The organism is Stutzerimonas chloritidismutans (assembly GCF_051486945.1).
GTDB lineage: Bacteria > Pseudomonadota > Gammaproteobacteria > Pseudomonadales > Pseudomonadaceae > Stutzerimonas > Stutzerimonas chloritidismutans_B.
Genome location: NZ_JAHVDX010000006.1, coordinates 108,769 through 126,633, shown reverse-complemented (window position 1 = coordinate 126,633; position 17,865 = coordinate 108,769). Strand labels below are relative to the sequence as shown.

The window sequence follows — 17,865 nt, the reverse complement described above, 5'->3', positions numbered from 1 at the left end:
TGAGCTTTTCCTCGACGCTCCAGCGGCGACGCCGCTCTTGGCCGAGCACTTCGATATGTCTGTCTTTACTGGTAGTCATAAACACGACCGTTTGCCTATCCCTTATGGTAAGGGGGAAACGGTGTCCGGTGTTTCAAGGGGCTTGTTCACCGGCCATGCACAGCTCTCCATGGAGCCTAACGTTTGGTTAAGGGGCGGGCTTTAGCCCGTCCCAGTGAGCGAAGCGAACGACTTGAACCGCTTGTTAGGCGGCAAGATATTGAGCTACTGCTGCAGCTAGCAAAATTAGAAAGCATGGGTGGGAGCATAGAACAACTAAACGAATGAATTTTATGATGGAAACCGTGCGCAGTACCGCATGTGAGGTCGAAGTGCCATAATTTATTTGAGATGCTTTTACTCCGCGTGAAATCCAAGAGTTCAAGTTTGGAACCATGCTTTTATAGACTGCAGGCGAAAGAACTAACGAAAATAAGAGACAGAAAGCACCGATTGGTAAAAAATGGAAAACGGCTGGAAGCTTTATTCCTGCGCCATAAACATCATAAAAATACTTCACTACAAATGCTGCGCCGGTTAATCCAAAGGCGTACGAAAGCTGAGAAAGTGTTCTTAAGTTTCCGGCCAGCGAAGTGTCTATGGTTTTCATGTATAGCCTAACTATAATTAGACACCAATTGGTGTATAAGACGCCGAACGGGCTTGGTGTATAACATTCCGGCTCAACCCTAATTCTCGTTTAATTTCAATGCGTTACCCAGCTCAGTGACCTGATAAGGTGTTTAGGCACCATTCGCCTGGCACGCCGGTGGCGGTGTTTCGATGCGATGTGATGTGCCATACGGTACGTCATGCAGGTAAGCGAAACCATGGCGTGCTACGCAAAGCGCTTGCGGGAAATCGCCTTTCGTCGTGCTGCGGTGCAGCACAGTAGCCGGCATGGGACAGGCACCACTAAAAGGACGCGGCGCCCGTCCACGACTATCACTTATGCACCCACCGGTTTGACTGCCGTGTCGGCCGCTTCGTAGAGTCAGCTGCTGCCCCCCTCTCAGCTCGGAGCGCCCCATGATCGACCTGACTTTGCTGCTCGCCTTTGTCGCAGCAGCCTCGCTTCTTACCGTTACGCCAGGTGTGGATACAGCGATCGTGTTGCGGTCCGCGGCAGTGGGTGGGCGACGGCAGGCGGTGATGGCTTCGGCCGGTATTACCTTGGGTTGCCTGACCTGGGGAGCGGCAGTGTCGCTTGGCTTGGGTGCTTTGCTGCAAGCGTCCGAGGTGGCCTATAGCGTCGTGAAAATGGCCGGTGCGGCGTACCTCGTCTGGCTTGGGATCGGGCTGCTGTTGCGGCCTCGGACGAGTTTCGAGACGGGGGCTGGCAAGGCAGCGGCTGGCAGCCTCGATGCGTTCTGGCGGGGGCTGCTGACGAACCTGCTGAACCCGAAGATCGGCGTCTTCTACATCACCTTTCTGCCGCAGTTCGTTCCGCCGGGGGCCGGCGTGGCGGGGTATTCATTCTTTCTGACGTGCGTCCACGTCGCATTGACGCTGGTCTGGTTCGGCCTGCTGATCGCCGCTACGGTGCCGCTGGGCCGCTTCGTGCGGCGTCCGAGCCTGATGAAGGCGCTCGATCGCATTACCGGGGGCGTGCTCGTCGCGTTCGGAGTCAGGCTGGCGACATCCCCGGCGCCTTGACAGGGGATACCCGGGCCCGCGCGCCGTCCGATTCGTCCCGTTACCTCGACTCGCCTCTCACGACCAAGCCGATGCCGACCGCGGACACGGCGGTCCCCAGCAGCATCCAGGCTGACAAGGGCTCGCCGAACATTGCCCAGGCCCAGATCAATGTGACGCCAGGGCTGAGGTAGAGAACGCTGGCGACACGGGTCGGAGTGGCCCGGCTCAGGCACAGCCAGTACAACCCGTAGCCGCCGAGCGTGGCCAGCCCGGCCGTCCAGAGCACGCTCAGGGTGAATCCGAAGCTCGCTTGCGGCAGCAGACTACCCTCCGCGGACGCGATGAAACCGAATGCTACGCCCGTGATGCTGCATTGCAGCCAGAGGTTCGGCAGCAGGCCGAGCGAGGCAGCGACCGCCGTGCGTTGACGCTTCCCTAACGTGGCGATGGCAAGCGACAACATGCCGAGCAGTGGTAAGCCATACGCCCATAGAGGTGCGCCGCCCAGGGCCAGCGCGTCCCAGGTGACCAGCAATACCCCACCGAGCCCTACCGCCAGCCCCAGCCAGACGCCACGGCCGAGCCTTTGCCGCAAGACGAGCGTGCTGAGCAGCGCCATCCCGATCGGCAACAGGTCCGCCAGCAGCGCGGCAAGCCCCGCCGGCACACCGAGCGCGATCCCGCGCGTGACGCCGTAGAGATAACCGGCCATGGCAAGCAGGCCGATACCCGCATTCTCGAGCAGAACTCTGCGTGGCGCGGCTCGGACCGCGCGCGCGACGAAGGGCAGCAGGACCAGGCTCACCAGCACGCAGCGCCAGAACACCACAAGCATTGGCGACGCATGGTCGACCGAGAAGCGGGCGCCAATGAAACCGGAGCTCCAGCACAGCACCAGCCCCGCTTCCAGCAAGGGAAGGGGCATGCGCTTGAGCCAGCCGGCAACCTGGCGTCGGGATGAGAGTGATCGAGTCAGCGTGTTCATGGACACAGCCTAGGCACGCCGCATAATCTAATAAATCAAAATATGCTTCAGCAGTAATTCAGAGGGTATGAATCATGGCGATACTGGATATCGAGCTGGTCCGCACTTTCCACGCGGTGGCGCGTATGGGTCGGTTCAAGGCGGCGGCTGAGGCGCTGCATAAAAGCCCGGCGGCAATCAGCGTGCATATCCAGCGCCTCGAAGGCGTGGCCAATGGCAGGCTGCTGGAGCGTGACAACCAGTCCGTATCGTTGACGCCGCTGGGCAAGCGGTTACTGGCTGCAACGCAGGAGCTCCTCCACACGCATGACCGTGTCCTGGCCGAGCTACACGGAACGCGGCTCGCTGGGCGGATCAAGCTCGGCATACCGGACGACTACGCCGCGCATGTGATCCGAGACATCTTGCCCGCCTTCACCAGCGCCTGGCCCAACGTGATTCTCGATGTGAAGACGGCGCCGAGCCACACACTGCGCGATGACGTCGAGCGCGGCAAACTTCAGGCTGCGGTGATCGCCCGAGCAAAGGGTGAACCGGCCGCACGCGAACAGATCCTGACGGCCACGACGCCGGTGTGGGTAGGTGCCGCCGTTGGCAGCTCGACGCTTGCCGATCCACTGCCGTTGGCCGTCTACGCCGCCGATTGCCCGTACCGCGAGGCAATGCTGACTTCGCTCAAGCAAGCCGGGCGCAAGTGGCGGATCATCCTCGACAGCCCGTCGAGCCAGGCCGTACGCGCCTGCGTGGAAGCGGGTCTTGCCATCAGCCTGATCGACCGCGCGCGCATCACCCCCCATATGCGCGTACTCGAAGGTATGCCAGCCATAGCCGAGCATGAGGTAGTGTTTATCCGCGCCGCAGCGGCCCTCTCAGACGAGGCGGTAGACCTGCTGAGCCAAACGGTTAGCCGGCATTTCCGCCTGTGATGGCTCGGCCATGGTCTTTACTTCTTGGTGTCAAGAAACCAGAGGGGTGGACCGATGCCTCACTACGCTGGCGGCTGCCTCTGCGGCCGTGTACGCATCCTGGCGACTGTCGAGCCGCTGCGCGTTGGTATTTGCCACTGCATGGACTGCCGCAAGCACCACGGCGCATTGTTCTATGCCGCGGCGATCTACCCGGATGGGGTGGTCGCCATCGAAGGCGAGACGAACGAATACGCCGGTCGGCATTTCTGCCCACGTTGCGGCAGCTCAGTTTTCTCGCGCATGGGCAATGAAATCGAGATTCATCTGGGCGCGTTGGACTCGCCCGACCAACTGAAACCGACCTACGAATGCTGGACGATCCGCCGCGAAGGCTGGCTACCACCCTTCCCTGTTGAACACCGTTATCCGCGTGACCGCGCAGCCCATCCACAGCGGCCAGACTCCGAGCCTATCGACTGATAGCCTTCAACTTACTCCGGTCGGCCCATCGATTACGCCGCGAACCGTTCTACCGAGCTCGCTTGGAGTATAGGGTTTGGATATCACCTCGAACTCGCTGCCGCCCCCATCGGTGCGATCCAGCGAGCCCTCTGCATAGCCGGTCGTCAACAATACCTTCAACCCTGGCTGGCGGCGTTTTGCCTCGCGGGCAAGCATCACGCCGTTCATCCCGCCGGGCATGATGAGATCAGTGAACAACAGGTCGTACCTGCCTTCCTCGAGTTGCTGTAGCGCTTCGTCCGGGTTCAATGCAATCTCGGCAGCGTAGCCGTAGTCCTCCAACACGGCGCGCGCTAGCTCGGCGACGTCGGGGCGGTCATCCACGACGAGGATACGCTCGTTGCCATTTCGTTCTCGTGGTCGCTCGTTAACGAGCAGGTTCGGCACTTGGCTGTCGTCTGCCGGGAAGTACAGGCGCAACGTCGTGCCTACACCTTCCTCTGAATAGATGCGCACGATGCCGCCCGACTGTTTGACGAACCCATAGACCATGGACAGGCCCAGGCCCGATCCCTTGCCGTCCTGCTTGGTGGTGAAGAACGGGTCCATGACCCGGGCACGAATGGCCGCCGGCATGCCCGCACCGTTGTCGGTGATTGCAACGCTGACGTAGCGCCCTGGCAACAATCCTTCATACGGGAGGTTATGCAACTCCTCGACCACGACATTGCGCGTTTCGATACTGACGGTGGGCTCCGCACGGCCGTTCAGCGCATCACGGGCATTGATCAGGATGTTGAGGAAGGCCACCTCGGCCTGAGTCGGATCGATGCGGCAATTCCAGAGGCCCGGCTCCAGCTGGAAACGGATATCCGTCCCGCCCAGCGTACGCTCCGCCAGCTCTTCGAGGTCATGAATAAGCGTATTGAGGTTCAACACGCGACCTTCGAGCTTTTGCTTGCGTGAGAAGGCTAGAAGCTGCTGCGTCAGCGTGGCGGCTCGGTCGGCAGCGCTGCGCGCGTGACGTACGCTTCGCTGAATTCGCCCGCGATCGAAGGTGGGCTTCGTCGCAGCGCGATCGAGCACCTCCAGATACCCAATCATCACCTGTAGCAGGTTGTTGAAGTCATGCGCGATACCGCCGGTGAGCTGGCCGAGCGCCTCCATCTTCTGGGCTTGGCGTAACGCTTCTTCGGCATCGCGGCGGCGGCTGACGTCCAGTTGGGACGCGAAGAAATAGATGAGTTCGCCAGCATCGTTGTAGACCGGCGAAATGAACAACGCATTCCAGAACGTTGAGCCGTCCTTGCGGTAGTTGATGAGCTCAACAGAAACTTCGCGGCGCTCCGCAACGGCCTCACGGACTTGGGCAACGACTGCCCGATCCGTCTCTGGCCCCTGTAGAAACCGGCAGTTGTGCCCTACCAGCTCTTCGCTGTCATAGCCGGTCATTTCGAGAAACGCACGGTTAGCGAAGATGATCGGGTTATCGTCGCGGTTGGGGTCCGTGACGATCATCGGCATGCGGGTGGTTTCAACCGCAGCGAAAAAGATGTTCTTGCCCGAACCAGAAATATCGCCGGTCGAGCTGTTATCAACGCGAAAGTTTTGATCGCCTCCATTGGCCATCAACGCACCTCAAGAGCTAGCGTGGCACCCAGCCGTGTGCGAGCGCCCTCCTAATGTGCGATTAGCGAAGCGGCGGAAAGTTCTACAAACACCAGCACGCTGTATAACCGTTGACCGACCGGCACTGTTAACAAAGGCGCGCTGGGGCCGCTCTGGAATGGGCTTTTCAGCATTGTCTTGGCCTCGTGCCTGCCCCTCGCCTATAGTCGCCACCCGCCCCTGACGGCAAGAAGGCGGCACGCTTACTCGCCCCGCTCCACACTACCGAAACGGACCCCCAATGCTCGCGTTCGCTATCTTCGTCGTCACCCTCATATTCGTAATCTGGCAGCCTCGCGGGCTCGGCATTGGCTGGAGCGCACTGGCGGGTGCCATCGTCGCGCTTGCCACCGGCGTGGTGAATCTGAGCGACGTGGGGGTCGTTTGGGGAATTGTCTGGGACGCGACGTTTACCTTCGTCGCGCTGATCATCATCTCGCTGATACTCGACGAAGCCGGCTTTTTCGCCTGGGCCGCACTGCATATCGCGCGCTGGGGCGGTGGTCGTGGACGGCTGCTGTTTCCACTGATCATCGTCTTGGGTGCGGTGATTGCTGCGCTGTTCGCCAACGACGGCGCTGCATTGCTCCTGACGCCGATTGTCCTGGCGATTCTGATCCGCCTGGACTTCAGCCCAGCAGCAGCGCTTGCTTTCATCATCGCGACTGGGTTTGTTGCGGATACGACGAGCCTGCCGCTGGTGACATCCAACCTAGTCAACATCGTGACGGCAAATTACTTCGGGGTCTCATTCTCGCGTTACGCATTAGTGATGGTGCCGGTTAACCTGGTGTCGCTGTTAGCCACGCTGCTCATAGTGGGCCTGTATTTCCGCCGCGAGATCCCCTCGCACTACCCCGTCGAACGTCTCGAAGCACCGGCCTCCGCCATCCGCGACGATCAGGTTTTTCGAGCGGCATTTCCCTTACTGGCTATCCTGCTGATCGCGCTTTTCGTAACCGCCAACCTGCATGTTCCAATCTCGTTCATCCTTGGCAGTGCAGCGCTGGTTCTGATGGCTATCGCCGGACGCTGGGCAGCGTTCGGCAAGGGGCATGTCGTCTCCTTGAAAGTGGTATTAGCCAACGCCCCTTGGCAAATCGTGCTGTTCTCGGTCGGGATGTATCTGGTTGTCTACGGGCTCGGCAACGCTTGGCTGACAGCGCGTGCCGCCGAGTTTCTTGCTTGGCTTGCGCTACAAGACGATTTCATCGCGACGATCGGTACCGGCTTTGCTGTCGCTGTGCTCGCATCGGTCATGAACAATTTGCCAGCGACACTCATCGGTGCGCTGGCAATCGACCAAGCCCAGGTGGCCCCGCTGACGCAGGAACTGATGGTTTATGCGAATGTGATTGGCAACGACCTCGGCCCTAAATTCACCCCGATAGGCAGCCTGGCGACCTTGCTCTGGCTGCATGTGCTGGCTGGCAAAGGCTATCGCATCGGTTGGGGGCAATACGTCAAGGTGGGCTTGATCATCACGCCGCCGGTACTCCTGGCGACGCTCGTGGCGCTGGCGATCTGGTTACCGCTCATGCCTCGATAAGAGCCGCTGCTGGCGGTGGTTTGGCAACGACCGCCAGCAACTGCTACCGCATCACTCCGCGGTGCTGAGCACACCACGCTGGATCTGGTCGCGCTCGATGGATTCAAACAGCGCCTTGAAGTTGCCTTCGCCGAAGCCGCTGTCGCCCTTACGCTGGATGAACTCGAAGAACACCGGTCCCAACACCGTCCCGGAGAAGATCTGCAGTAGCAGGCGCTGCTCGCCGTTCTCCGCCGCGCCATCAAGCAGAATGCCGCGCGACTTCAGTTCTTCCACAGGCTCGCCGTGGTTCGGCAGCCGCTCTTCTAGCATCTGATAGTAGGTTTCCGGCGGCGCGGTCATAAAGACGGTGCCACCGGCCTTTAGCTTGTCCCAGGTCTCGATCAGGTTGTCGGTCAAGAAGGCAACGTGCTGGATGCCCTCCCCGTTGAACTGCATGAGAAATTCCTCGATCTGCCCGGCGCCCTTGCTCGACTCCTCGTTGAGCGGGATGCGGATCATGCCGTCCGGGGCAGTCATGGCCTTGGACGTCAGGCCGGTGTACTCGCCCTTGATATCGAAGTAACGGATCTCGCGGAAGTTGAACAGCTTCTCGTAGAAGTCCGCCCAATAGGCCATGCGGCCGCGGTATACGTTGTGGGTCAGGTGGTCGATGAGCTTGAGGCCTGCGCCCGCCGGATGGCGATCTACGCCATCGAGGAAGACGAAGTCGATGTCATAGATCGAGCTGCCCTCACCGAAGCGGTCGATCAGGTACAACGGTGCACCCCCGATGCCCTTAATCGCCGGCAGGCGCAACTCCATCGGCCCGGTGGGCATGTCGACAGCCTGTGCGCCCAGCTCCAGCGCCTTCGCATACGCCTGATGTGCGTCCTTTACGCGGAACGCCATGCCGCACACGGACGGCCCGTGTTCAGCGGCGAAAAACGCTGCGTGGCTCTTCGGCTCGCGATTGACGATGGCGTTGATCTCGCCCTGGCGAAAGAGCGCCACGTCCTTCGAGCGGTGATTGGCGACGTGGCTGAAGCCCATGCTTTCTAGCACAGGCTCGATGACGTTCGGGGTAGGCGAGGCGAATTCGATGAACTCGAAACCCATAAGGCCCATGGGGTTTTCAAAAAGATCGGCCATGATTGGCTCCTTGACGGTCTGTGCATGAATGGATGACGAAAATAGAGTTCGTCAGCCCGGCGGCGCACAGGAAATGCCTCGAACGCTGCGGCCGAGGTGTTCGCCAAGGATAAGTCGAAAGCCCAGGGTCTTCATTCCGAGGAACTCACTCGGGTTTGTCCGGCTGGGCATCAGGATGCGCGGCCTGAAACGCCGGATGCGCCAGCGCCAGACGCTCTACGCGCAGAATGCGTGAATAGCCGTCCAGCGCAACGTTGAACCGCCGCGCCGCGTAGAGCTGGGGCAACAAATAGACATCGGCCAGGCCCAGTTCGCCGAAACAGTAGCCGTCGTCCCCGATCAGCGATTCGACGGCCTTGAGCCCTTCACTGACCCAATGCCCAATCCAGATCATTACCTGCTCCTCGCCGACGTCCAACGAGCGCAGGCGGTTAAGCACGGCAACATTGTGCAGCGGATGGATATCGCAACCGATCAGCGCCGCGACGCTGCGATGGCGGGCGCGAGCTAACGGATCGGCAGGCAACAGCGGGACGTCCGGGTAGCGCTCCTCCAGGTATTCGAGGATCGCGGGCGACTGGATGATCTGTTCGCCGTCGTCGGTGGTCAGGGTCGGGACGCGGCCCTGCGGGTTCAACGCGAGATAACTCGCCTGCCGATGCTCGCCCCCGTCACGGATCAGGTTGACCGGCACCGCGCGGTAGTCGAGCCCCTTTAGAGCCAGCGCGATGCGGACCCGATAGGACGATGTAGAACGGTAATAGGTATGTAGATCCATGGTGCACGCCAGGCTTGGGCGCGGTGTCCGCGCGTCATTATTGTTCTGCGTAATCGAATTACGTTTAGTGGAATTTGCGGTAGCGATGTCTGACTGTCAAGCCTTGGCTATTCAGGTGCGCCTCGCAACTCCGTTCATCCGCGCCGGAGAACAAACAGCCGAAGTACGGTGCCTATCGAAAGACAGCGAGGTGACCTATGAACAGTACCGCCCACACGAACAGCGACGACCAGCCATCCCCCGACTACGACGAATATGGCGATGTGCCCAACTCTGGCGACACCACCGGCACCGATGAGCGCCCGGATTTGGACGAAAGCCCGCTGGGGTAGCTCTCGGCTCGCTGGGACCAGACGACGCACGTGGCGCCGTCCCGCATCCGCCTAAACTCCGACTGAGGAAACGATATGACCAGACTTTTCGACAAGACCGCGCCGCAGAACGTCCACGGATGGGAGCGCACCGCGTCGCTCGCGGGTGGACTGATGTTGGTGGGCAAAGGGCTGCGCCGTGGCGGCCTCGGGGGAATGATTCAGCTCGCCATGGGCGGCATGGCACTCGCCCGAGGCATCAGTGGGCGTTGCGAGGCGAAGCGCATTCTTAGCGAAACAGGCACGAACCATGGGGCCACGTTGAGCACCACACAACAGCGTGCTACCGAGAAACAACGCTATGCCCACATGCCACTCGACTCCGAAGTGCACAGCCCTGACTTCGAGCAGCCGCAGGTTACGCTGCCGGACACGACGCCGATGGGCCACGAAACGCATGCTGGCCGACCATGACCGCGCGCACAAAAAACGTGGCGAGTGGCCTGTTTCGTTAGTGCGCGCAATGCTCCCGCCGGACGGTCATTGCCGGCCTTTTGACGGCATGCTATCTATGCGCCGAAATACCGTCACATCCCGCAACATTCTTGGAGCAGCGCGCAAATGGACGTAACAACAGTAGATTCGCAAGACGCCGTTCAGTGGGGAGTCGTGTACTCGTACGGCAGTGTGCTCACCCTGTTCGAGACCGAGCAGGACGCGCTGAACGAAGCGTCGACCTTCGGTGGCGCAGTGGTTCAAATGGCGCGCACTGTGTGGTCCGCACTTTGCGAACCCGCCTCGTCGGAGCGTTGAACAACCGCAAGCTGCGCCAGTAGCTTTTGCTCACGCGAGGGCCACGCCGGCTAACACCGGCGAGCCTCGTGAGAGCGTCACGCGGTGAACTGAGTGCCTGGCGCCTCGTTTCTTACAGGACCAGGCGCGACCTGCACGGACGGCAGGGGCTCGAGCGGTTTTACCGAACAGCTAGAGGGCCGCGTCTCGTGGTGGTAGGGCACTAGCCCCAAGCCGCAATGGCGCAGTTCGAGGTAGCTATAGCCGTCGGCCCAGATCTCCGCCCCGCCGCCCATTCGCTTCATTGCGCTACTTGCTGCATGGTCAGTTGGCTGACTGCGGGCATTTCGGGACGGGCCTTCAAGCGTTCCCGCTGCTGCTGCACGATATCCAGCGCCCGGCTTGGCAGCAGTTCGACATCGTCGAAACTGATCATCTGCCCAGGCTCCACCGCACGTTTGAGTACGGTATTGCGCAACAAACCGATCGGTACATGGTCTGTCTCGTCTGCCAGGCGTATCGCTTCGCCACGAACATCGAAGCCACCAATGCCACGCTCGATACTCTCGCCCGGCTTCATTTCGCGCTTGGCGATGGCCGCGACCCCGAGGGTCGGCGACACGGAGTTGTTGAGCAGCACACCGCCACCTGCGAGCACTCGCCGTACGGTCTTGCCGACTTCGAGCGAGCAGAGATGGAATGGCCGTGTCAGCACGTAGTAAGGCCCCCTTCCAAGCTTGAAATATTCGATCGCGGGCGCCTGGTTCTCGTCATGACGGCACACGAGGAATACACCGCCCGCCGGATATCCGCTGGGAATGACATAGTCCACGATTGGCTGGCCGAGGCCGTCGGCAATCAGTCCAAACACATGGGCGCTGGTGTCCAGGCTGGTCGATGCCAGCCCTTCGAGGCCCGGGCGTGAGATGGTCGCGCCGAAGCCATTACCCACCACGACCTGTTCGATCTGCACCTTGGTGCCGTCGGTGAACGAGGTGGTCTGGGTAATGCTTGTGCCCTGTTTGGCAGACCAGAATGCCATGTCCTCACGGCTGGGGTTATGGTTCAGGTAGCCTTTCATGTTGCCGTAGACCAGCGGGGTGAAGCCCATCTGCAGGGCGTCTTCGCGAAGCGCGGCCAGGGAGCCAGGCTGGTCACCTTCCGCTTCGGTGATCAGTCCCTGCCCGGCAAGGTAGGAGCCGGTAGTCACCTGAAGTTCGGCATTGACGGTTACGACCGGAAGTCCGGCCTCGAACGCACGCTCCACAACCTCGGTACCGTAGAACACGTCGCCCGAGCACTCGACGATGATGTCCGAGTGTTCGACCAGGTCATCGATTGAGTTGGTCAAGGCGCCCGGCAGCGGGAATCTGCCTAGCTCATCGAGCTTGCGACGCGTCAGCACCCGGCTGATCACGACATCCTTGTAGTGCTGCATGATCAAGCGGACGAAACAGTGCGAGATCATCCCTGTTCCTGAAACCCCTATTCTTTTAACCGTTGCGTCGCTCATGACACGTCCCTTCCAATTTGGATTTTCGTCGGACCGAAACATCCTGAAAAAGTTTTGCTCCGGATGCTTAACTGCGCAGCGCGGTTTGCGTTACCGCCAGCTGGGCGGGGTTGTCGCCGATGCTGAACGGATAGGCCTTAAATGGCACACGGCTAGGCGCAGGGCCTGCCGGCACGCTCGGCCGATCACTCATAAGCCGGATGACATGGTGCAATTCTTCGCGCCACGGTTTGGGCCGGATGCCGAAGGTGGTCTCGATCAGGCTGCAATCAAGCACCGACCAAGCTGGCCTTGCTGCTGCGCGCGGCAGTTGCTCGCTCGTCACCGGCAGCACGCGTGGCGCCTGCTCGATCAGGCCGGCGATTTCCGCTTCATGGAATATCGCCGTAGCGAAATCGGCCCAGGAGCACCAGGACGCACCACTGTAGTGATATAGCCCCCACTGCAGCTGACCGTCGCGGCAATAGCGCAGGGCCAACTCGATCAGCACGCGAGCCACACTGCGTGCGCGGGTCGGGCACCCCAGCTGATCACTGACGACCGAGACCTCGCCGGTCTTGCTGCCGACGTTGAGCATGGTCTTGACGAAGTTGTTTCCGTGCTCGCTGTAGATCCAGCTCGTGCGCAAGATGAGATGGCGATCCAGCGTCTCGGTGATCGCGATTTCGCCTGCCCGCCGCGTCTTGCCATAGACGCTGCGCGGCTCGGCTGCATCGGTCTCGCAATATGCTGTCGCCCCTTCGCCATCGAAAACGTACTCACTGGAGAGGTGAAACAGCGGAATGCCCCGCTGCTTCGCCGCCTCGGCCAGGTTGCGTGCACCGTCGCGGTTAACGGCCTCGGCCTTCGCCACTTCAGCCTCGGCATGGTCGAGGTTGGTATAGGCCGCCGCGTTAATGATAAGAGCCGGCTTGTGCAGCTCGATCGCGCGATGGATCTGTGCCGGTGAGGTGATATCCAGCTCCTTATGCGTCAAGCCGATCGCTTCGAGCCCGAAGCTGGCGGCTTGGTTGACGACGCAATGCCCAACCTGGCCAGCCGCGCCGCATACCAGCACGCGCATGTTGCCGTGGCTCGCCCGGCCGACTTCGTCTTCCTCCGAAGTGACGGCCGCAACAGGTCGCTCAGCCGAGCCGACAACCGACGGGCCTTTCGGAGTCAACTCCCGAACGCTCACACCCAGCGCTTCGACCGACGCGTCTGCCGCTTCCGGCGAAGGGTTGAAGTTCAAGCTCTCTCGCAAGCCGGCAAAAACGATACGAGCCTTGCCATGCTGACCACGGGCGAACAGGCGAGCTACGAAGAGCAAGCGAGACAGCGCCAGGCGAAGGACGCGGCGTGTGCGCGAATAGCGCCGGGCAATGTACAACTCGTTGCGCACCAGATGCTTGTGCAACGCAATCCGCGCCGGGCTCTGCTCACGCATGATGTCCAGCGCACCGCTGACCTGACGCAAATGCAGGACGCGGCTGGCCCCGACGATATAGCCAGGGGCATCCTGCGTGATGCGCAAGGTGTATTCCGTGTCGTCCCCCCACATGAACATTTGGGCAAGGGGCAGCCCATAGCGCGTCAGCGAGGCGCGTGGAACCAGGATCGAGACATAGGTCGCTGGGCGGACCGGTACCAGCCCGAGATCGAGCATGGCCGGCCAGTTCTCATACGCGATGCCGTTCGGGCGCACGTCAACCTGCGGCACATTGGTCAACTCGCCCGATTCGGTATACGCACGGGAAATAAGGAAAGAACGGGGCTGCTCTCGAGCCGCCAGCTGGCTGTCCGCTTCGAGCAGTTTTTCCAGCGCATCCGGTTCGGGAATAACGTCGTCGTCCATCATCCAGACGAAATCAGCGCCCATCTGGTAGGCGAGCCGGAACCCGGCGCTGAAGCCACCGGAAGCTCCAGTGTTGCGCGAAAGCACGAACACCTTGAGATTTGGCAGCTGCGATTCGAGCAGCATCTCCTCGGTGCCATCGTTGCTTGCGTTGTCGACGACGATGATCCCGTCACACGGCCGGCTTTGAGTACTGATGCCGTCCAGGCAGCGTTTGAGCAAATCCTTGCGTTTGTACGACAGAACGACTGCGTATATCTGATCCATTAGGGCGCTCGGCATATTCAACAAGGCGGGAATTCGTTTTTCGTCAGAACAGCCATGGCCCAAGACGATCATCTGGCCTGGCGGCTGCTGATCGGCGCATGGGCAAAGGGCCATGGCGCTCTGCTCAGACCGGTTCGGACGAACGGGGTTCAGTAATTTGCAACGAAATATGGCGGGACGTGGTCGGGGCTGACTTGGACGAGGTGAAATACGCCGTTTTGCGGGCGATTCCATGCCTTAAATACTTGCTGCGAGGCATTCTGGCCAACCCTATCCCCTGCGGCCATCGCTGCGAACTACTCCGGCGCACCCTGTTCACATGCTGTACAGAGCAATACGGAGATGCAGGATGAAACCGCTCCTTTTACCCCTGGCCTGTCTGGCGCTCGCCTTGCCGATCCACGCACAGGAAACGCAGGTCAAAACACGCTTGCACGGGATGCAGATCAAAGTCGAGGAACTGGGCGTGCCATCAGCCTCGTCGGACAAGGTCGATCTGGAAGGTGTTCAGGCCATCAAGGTGAATAACCACGACCAGGAGATCGCTTCGTGCCAATTCCACGCACTACCGGAGGAGACCGTCATGACGGCGACCCCAGCAGTGTCGGTAAATCCAAACGAAGAAGTGGTTATGCGCATACCTGGTAAATACTCAGCTGGAGGGCCCGTTGCGCTGCTGGAATGCAAACCCGAAGGCGTATCAGCCCGCTGAATACAACGAGGAGACCCACATGCGCAGCCCACTTTATATCTCGCTAGCTATCGCAGCGCTGATGGCGGCACAACCCGCCGCTGCCCAATGGCCGGCTGGCACCCCAAGGGAAGACACCGGTGCGCGCCCGAGCCCGATGGGCAATCCAACGCCGCAGGAAAAACTCGAAACCCATCGCAACGAGCAGGGCCAGATCGTTACTGAAGACGGTCGCATCGTCCAAGGCATGCCAGAGCATGACTCGGTGCCCAACCGGAACATGCACCGCACTGAACAGGAAACGCTCACTGCCGACCCACCCCATGCGTCAGCAACGCCAGGAGAACTTGAATAAGGCAGGCGCATAACACTATGGCGCCATCCTTTATGGTGCGATGACGAGGCCTGGCGATCCGGCCATGCCGCTACGCGGGCGTTCGTTTGCTAAAAACGATCGTCACGCCGTTTATCAGTGAACCGAGACCAGGAACCCGTTCAATGCGCCGTTTCTTGCGAGCCGTGCGGCTGATGGCTGTGCCCATGCTCGGCCTTCTGGCAGGCTGTGCCGGCACCGAGCGCCTCGCCTCCGCGATGGCGACGATCAATCAAGATTACAGTCGTCTGCAGGATGAGGCTTTGTTGCTGAACATCGTCCGCCGCAGCGCCAACCTTCCTGCTCACTTCACGACGGTTACGACTATTCGCGGCCGCAGCCGGCTATTCGCGGGCGCGAACATGACGCTGCCATTTGGTGGCGAAGCACCATCGGATTTCAGCTTTAACCCGCACCTGTCTGTCGAGCAAGGGCCGGGATTCGATGTATCTACCCAAGACAACCAAGAGTTCTACCGCGGATACGTTGCGCCCATCAGCACCACGTCACTGGCCTTCATGTTGCGTCAGGACTATCCAGCGGAGCTGATTTTGTCGCTCTTTCTCGAGCGCGTGCAGATCCAACGCCCTGGCAAGACCGAGCGCTATTTCAATAACCCATCGGCGCCTGCTGAGTTCGCTCGATTCCAGAAAATGATCAACCGCCTCGTCGATCAGGGCATCACGATGGAAACGGCATTTCTGGTTAGCCGATACGGGCCAGAACTTGAACTCAAGCAAGCACCATCGATTGACCAATTATTGTCAGCACGCAAGGAGAAGCTGATCGTCAGGGCCAACGGCAAGAATCGCTACGAGCTCACCGAGTCTATAGAAAGTGCTCGGTTCTGCTTCATTCGCCCTCGCGAAGAACTTTTTAAACATGCCCGCTGCGAGTTGGAGAGCCTGAAAGAGTTCAAATTGGGTGACCCGGACTTTTTTGGCAGTGTCGGTGAGGGGCGCGTGTTTTTCGAAGCCAAGGGGATTGGAAAGGTGGAGCTGCACACGCGGTCGTTGGCAGAGGTATTCGACTACCTTGGCGAATGCGTTCGCGAGCAAGAGGCGCGAGGCGCGTCATTGACGATCAGAACGCCAGATGGCGAGCAACCCATCATTAGAGTCGAGACAGGCATGACCATGGACGCGGTCGTTAGCACTGAATTCGCTGGCGACCATTACTCGATCCCGAAAGGGCGGGACGGAGGGCAATCGGGGGCCGTACTTTCGATGGTGTCGCAGTTGCTAGCCCAAGCACAATCCGTCAAAGACATGCCACTCAACAATACAATCAACCTCATCGGTCAGTGAGCCACCGACCTCTAGTGACTCGCTGACTAAACAAAGCTCGATCGAGGTTCTAGTTCGTCGCTAAGCGGTGCCGTCTCGAAAAGGCATGCGAACCCAGTATTCTGGAAGCGCAAGGGAAGACCCGGGGCCGGTTGGGCCCGCTGAAGGCGCCCGCTAACCGGACCCGAGCCTAGTTCTGGCTAACGCTGGTTCAGGTTGGCTGCCATATCGCAACGGCGCGCGGTCCGCTCCTGCTGCTGGTGGGGCGGGCGCACACCAGGAATAGGTCTGGCCAGGCGAATCTTCAGAAACTCGGTTACGTCCGCCGCCAGTTCACGACCGCCACCGCCGGGGAAATTATTGTCGTTGGTGACGAGCAGCGTGCGCGAGTCCAGCGGCAGCACGCTCTCGATGGTCACGTAGGGAAAGGTGAACAGACGCTGGCCATCGCGGTTGAGGTCGTCGGGATCGTCCAGACGCATCAGATCGACCAGCTCAGTCTTTTGCACGGTGCCGCCGCTCGCAACGTTACGCGTGTCGATCAGGTAGATGCGCTTGAAAGGCTCGCCACGCGTCGCGGTATCGCCGTTGCGTTCGATGACGAGAAAGCGGGTGTCGTCGATGGCCGTCATGTCGCCGATCGCATGGTTGGCTGCCTGCAAACGGTAGAAGTAAACGCGGCCGGTGTAGCGTTCCGCATCGATATCGAATTCGTTGATGCGCAGCGTACCGGCCGGATCGCCGGTCACGGTTTTTTCGAGCAAGGTGTAGAGGCGGTCGCCGCGAGGGTTGATCGCCATGCCCTCGAAACCGCCCGAGCTACCCAGGTTGGCCGTGGCGCGGCCTGCAAGCACGTCCGCGTGTTGTGGCGCATAGACGCCAGGAAGCGAAATCGCACTGCGCTGTACCGTTCCGGAGGCATCGGTTTTGATCAGGTACGGCCCGAACTCGTCGCCAAACCACATTGCGCAGTGTTTGTCGCGCCGCACGGACTCGACATCCAGGTCGGCTCCGGTCAGCAGCCGGCCGAACGCGATATCGCCGTCGACGGAGGGCTTGGAGCCGTCGTTGTAATAGAAGCGGTAGTCGGCCTGGATCGGCAGGCCCAGCTTCTGGTTGATGTCGTTCAGGCCCAGGCGTGACGGCGCGATGAAGCGGGCCAGCAGCGTCCCGCTGCGGTAGTCGCTGGCGCTTACCTTACCGCTGCCGCCGCTGGCAGTACGGAAATCGGGCCGTACGCTGTACAGGCGCAGCAGCGTATCTGCCGAGTTGTCCTGGGTGCCGAAGCCGTTGTCAGTCATGACGATGAAGTTGTTTTCATCCGCGCCCGGCAGGATCGCGGAAAAGCCCTGCACCGGCTGGCGCCCATCGTAGGGCGGCGTGAAGGTGCCATAGGGATTGCCGGAGGCCATCTGGCCGGATGTCGGGCCGTCGGAAAAGGTGTCGGCAGGCATCATGGCCCAGCCGACCAAGGTGTTAGTGGCGGCCATCACGGGCGTGGACATCGCGGCGGCGAGTGCCAGGACCAACGGCTTCGGGATACGCATCGGACTTTCTCCATGAGCGGGGGCCGCGGGGAGTCGCGGCGTCCGGCACACCTTATGCCGCCACTGTGTCAAGCAGATGGCGAACCCGAGCCG

19 protein-coding genes are annotated in these 17,865 nt (G+C 60.6%); 11 read left to right on the top strand and 8 right to left on the bottom strand.

Annotated elements, in window-relative coordinates:
• The coding region (locus tag KXR72_RS19930) for a hypothetical protein (RefSeq protein ID WP_437422835.1) at nucleotides 1–205 on the top strand (205 nt) is incomplete at its 5' end.
• A gap of 39 nt (nucleotides 206–244) precedes the next feature.
• Here the strand turns inward: KXR72_RS19930 and KXR72_RS19925 are convergent.
• A complete protein-coding gene (locus KXR72_RS19925; RefSeq protein ID WP_437422834.1) occupies nucleotides 245–649 on the bottom strand; it encodes a hypothetical protein in 405 nt (134 codons plus the stop codon).
• A gap of 419 nt (nucleotides 650–1,068) precedes the next feature.
• Between KXR72_RS19925 and KXR72_RS19920 the strand changes: the two genes are divergently transcribed.
• Nucleotides 1,069–1,695, top strand: coding sequence for a LysE family translocator (locus KXR72_RS19920; RefSeq protein ID WP_437422833.1), 627 nt, complete (start codon nucleotides 1,069–1,071; stop codon nucleotides 1,693–1,695).
• A gap of 40 nt (nucleotides 1,696–1,735) precedes the next feature.
• Here KXR72_RS19920 and KXR72_RS19915 read toward each other — a convergent pair whose 3' ends face one another.
• Nucleotides 1,736–2,662 (bottom strand): DMT family transporter, encoded by a 927-nt coding sequence (locus KXR72_RS19915; protein ID WP_437422832.1) that lies wholly within the window; start codon nucleotides 2,660–2,662, stop codon nucleotides 1,736–1,738.
• Nucleotides 2,663–2,733: 71 nt separating this feature from the next.
• Between KXR72_RS19915 and KXR72_RS19910 the strand changes: the two genes are divergently transcribed.
• Together KXR72_RS19910 and KXR72_RS19905 are read left to right on the top strand one after the other, a co-directional pair.
• Nucleotides 2,734–3,588 carry a LysR family transcriptional regulator gene (locus KXR72_RS19910; protein ID WP_437422842.1) on the top strand — a complete coding sequence of 285 codons (855 nt, stop codon included), beginning with the start codon at nucleotides 2,734–2,736 and terminating at the stop codon, nucleotides 3,586–3,588.
• A 54-nt stretch (nucleotides 3,589–3,642) separates the two neighbouring features.
• Nucleotides 3,643–4,050: a GFA family protein gene (locus KXR72_RS19905; protein WP_437422831.1), complete on the top strand. Its 408-nt coding sequence runs from the start codon at nucleotides 3,643–3,645 to the stop codon at nucleotides 4,048–4,050.
• Nucleotides 4,051–4,056: 6 nt separating this feature from the next.
• On the opposite strand, the gene KXR72_RS19900 is transcribed toward KXR72_RS19905, so the two are convergent.
• Nucleotides 4,057–5,661: a histidine kinase famiy protein gene (locus KXR72_RS19900; protein ID WP_437422830.1), complete on the bottom strand. Its 1,605-nt coding sequence runs from the start codon at nucleotides 5,659–5,661 to the stop codon at nucleotides 4,057–4,059.
• 280 nt (nucleotides 5,662–5,941) lie between these two features.
• Between KXR72_RS19900 and KXR72_RS19895 the strand changes: the two genes are divergently transcribed.
• Nucleotides 5,942–7,249, top strand: a complete 1,308-nt coding sequence (locus tag KXR72_RS19895; protein WP_437422829.1) for an arsenic transporter — start codon at nucleotides 5,942–5,944, stop codon at nucleotides 7,247–7,249.
• A 51-nt stretch (nucleotides 7,250–7,300) separates the two neighbouring features.
• On the opposite strand, the gene hppD is transcribed toward KXR72_RS19895, so the two are convergent.
• Both hppD and maiA read right to left on the bottom strand, forming a co-directional pair.
• Nucleotides 7,301–8,380 (bottom strand): 4-hydroxyphenylpyruvate dioxygenase, encoded by a 1,080-nt coding sequence (hppD, locus tag KXR72_RS19890; RefSeq protein WP_437422828.1) that lies wholly within the window; start codon nucleotides 8,378–8,380, stop codon nucleotides 7,301–7,303.
• Between the two features lie 145 nt (nucleotides 8,381–8,525).
• Nucleotides 8,526–9,158, bottom strand: a complete 633-nt coding sequence (gene maiA, locus KXR72_RS19885; RefSeq protein ID WP_437422827.1) for a maleylacetoacetate isomerase — start codon at nucleotides 9,156–9,158, stop codon at nucleotides 8,526–8,528.
• A gap of 197 nt (nucleotides 9,159–9,355) precedes the next feature.
• On the opposite strand from maiA, the gene KXR72_RS19880 reads away from it, so the two are divergent.
• The 3 genes from KXR72_RS19880 (at nucleotide 9,356) to KXR72_RS19870 (ending at nucleotide 10,282) form a co-directional block, all read left to right on the top strand.
• A complete protein-coding gene (locus KXR72_RS19880) occupies nucleotides 9,356–9,490 on the top strand; it encodes a hypothetical protein (RefSeq protein ID WP_437422826.1) in 135 nt (44 codons plus the stop codon).
• Nucleotides 9,491–9,565: 75 nt separating this feature from the next.
• A complete protein-coding gene (locus KXR72_RS19875) occupies nucleotides 9,566–9,943 on the top strand; it encodes a YgaP family membrane protein (protein WP_437422825.1) in 378 nt (125 codons plus the stop codon).
• Between the two features lie 147 nt (nucleotides 9,944–10,090).
• Entirely contained in the window at nucleotides 10,091–10,282 is a 192-nt protein-coding gene (locus KXR72_RS19870) for a hypothetical protein (RefSeq protein WP_437422824.1), read from the top strand.
• Nucleotides 10,283–10,562: 280 nt separating this feature from the next.
• Here the strand turns inward: KXR72_RS19870 and KXR72_RS19865 are convergent, their stop codons facing one another.
• Nucleotides 10,563–11,729: an NAD(P)-dependent oxidoreductase gene (locus KXR72_RS19865; RefSeq protein ID WP_437422823.1), complete on the bottom strand. Its 1,167-nt coding sequence runs from the start codon at nucleotides 11,727–11,729 to the stop codon at nucleotides 10,563–10,565.
• 112 nt (nucleotides 11,730–11,841) lie between these two features.
• Nucleotides 11,842–13,875 carry a dTDP-4-dehydrorhamnose reductase gene (rfbD, locus tag KXR72_RS19860; protein WP_437422822.1) on the bottom strand — a complete coding sequence of 678 codons (2,034 nt, stop codon included), beginning with the start codon at nucleotides 13,873–13,875 and terminating at the stop codon, nucleotides 11,842–11,844.
• A 349-nt stretch (nucleotides 13,876–14,224) separates the two neighbouring features.
• Between rfbD and KXR72_RS19855 the strand changes: the two genes are divergently transcribed.
• From KXR72_RS19855 to KXR72_RS19845, 3 genes are all read left to right on the top strand, one after another.
• The gene (locus KXR72_RS19855) at nucleotides 14,225–14,587 is read left to right on the top strand and encodes a hypothetical protein (protein ID WP_437422821.1); all 363 of its coding nucleotides are present in this window, start codon (nucleotides 14,225–14,227) and stop codon (nucleotides 14,585–14,587) included.
• Between the two features lie 19 nt (nucleotides 14,588–14,606).
• Nucleotides 14,607–14,921, top strand: coding sequence for a hypothetical protein (locus tag KXR72_RS19850; RefSeq protein ID WP_437422820.1), 315 nt, complete (start codon nucleotides 14,607–14,609; stop codon nucleotides 14,919–14,921).
• A gap of 143 nt (nucleotides 14,922–15,064) precedes the next feature.
• A complete protein-coding gene (locus KXR72_RS19845) occupies nucleotides 15,065–16,246 on the top strand; it encodes a hypothetical protein (protein ID WP_437422819.1) in 1,182 nt (393 codons plus the stop codon).
• 179 nt (nucleotides 16,247–16,425) lie between these two features.
• Here the strand turns inward: KXR72_RS19845 and KXR72_RS19840 are convergent, their stop codons facing one another.
• Nucleotides 16,426–17,772 carry an esterase-like activity of phytase family protein gene (locus KXR72_RS19840; protein WP_437422818.1) on the bottom strand — a complete coding sequence of 449 codons (1,347 nt, stop codon included), beginning with the start codon at nucleotides 17,770–17,772 and terminating at the stop codon, nucleotides 16,426–16,428.
• Nucleotides 17,773–17,865: the final 93 nt, after the last annotated feature.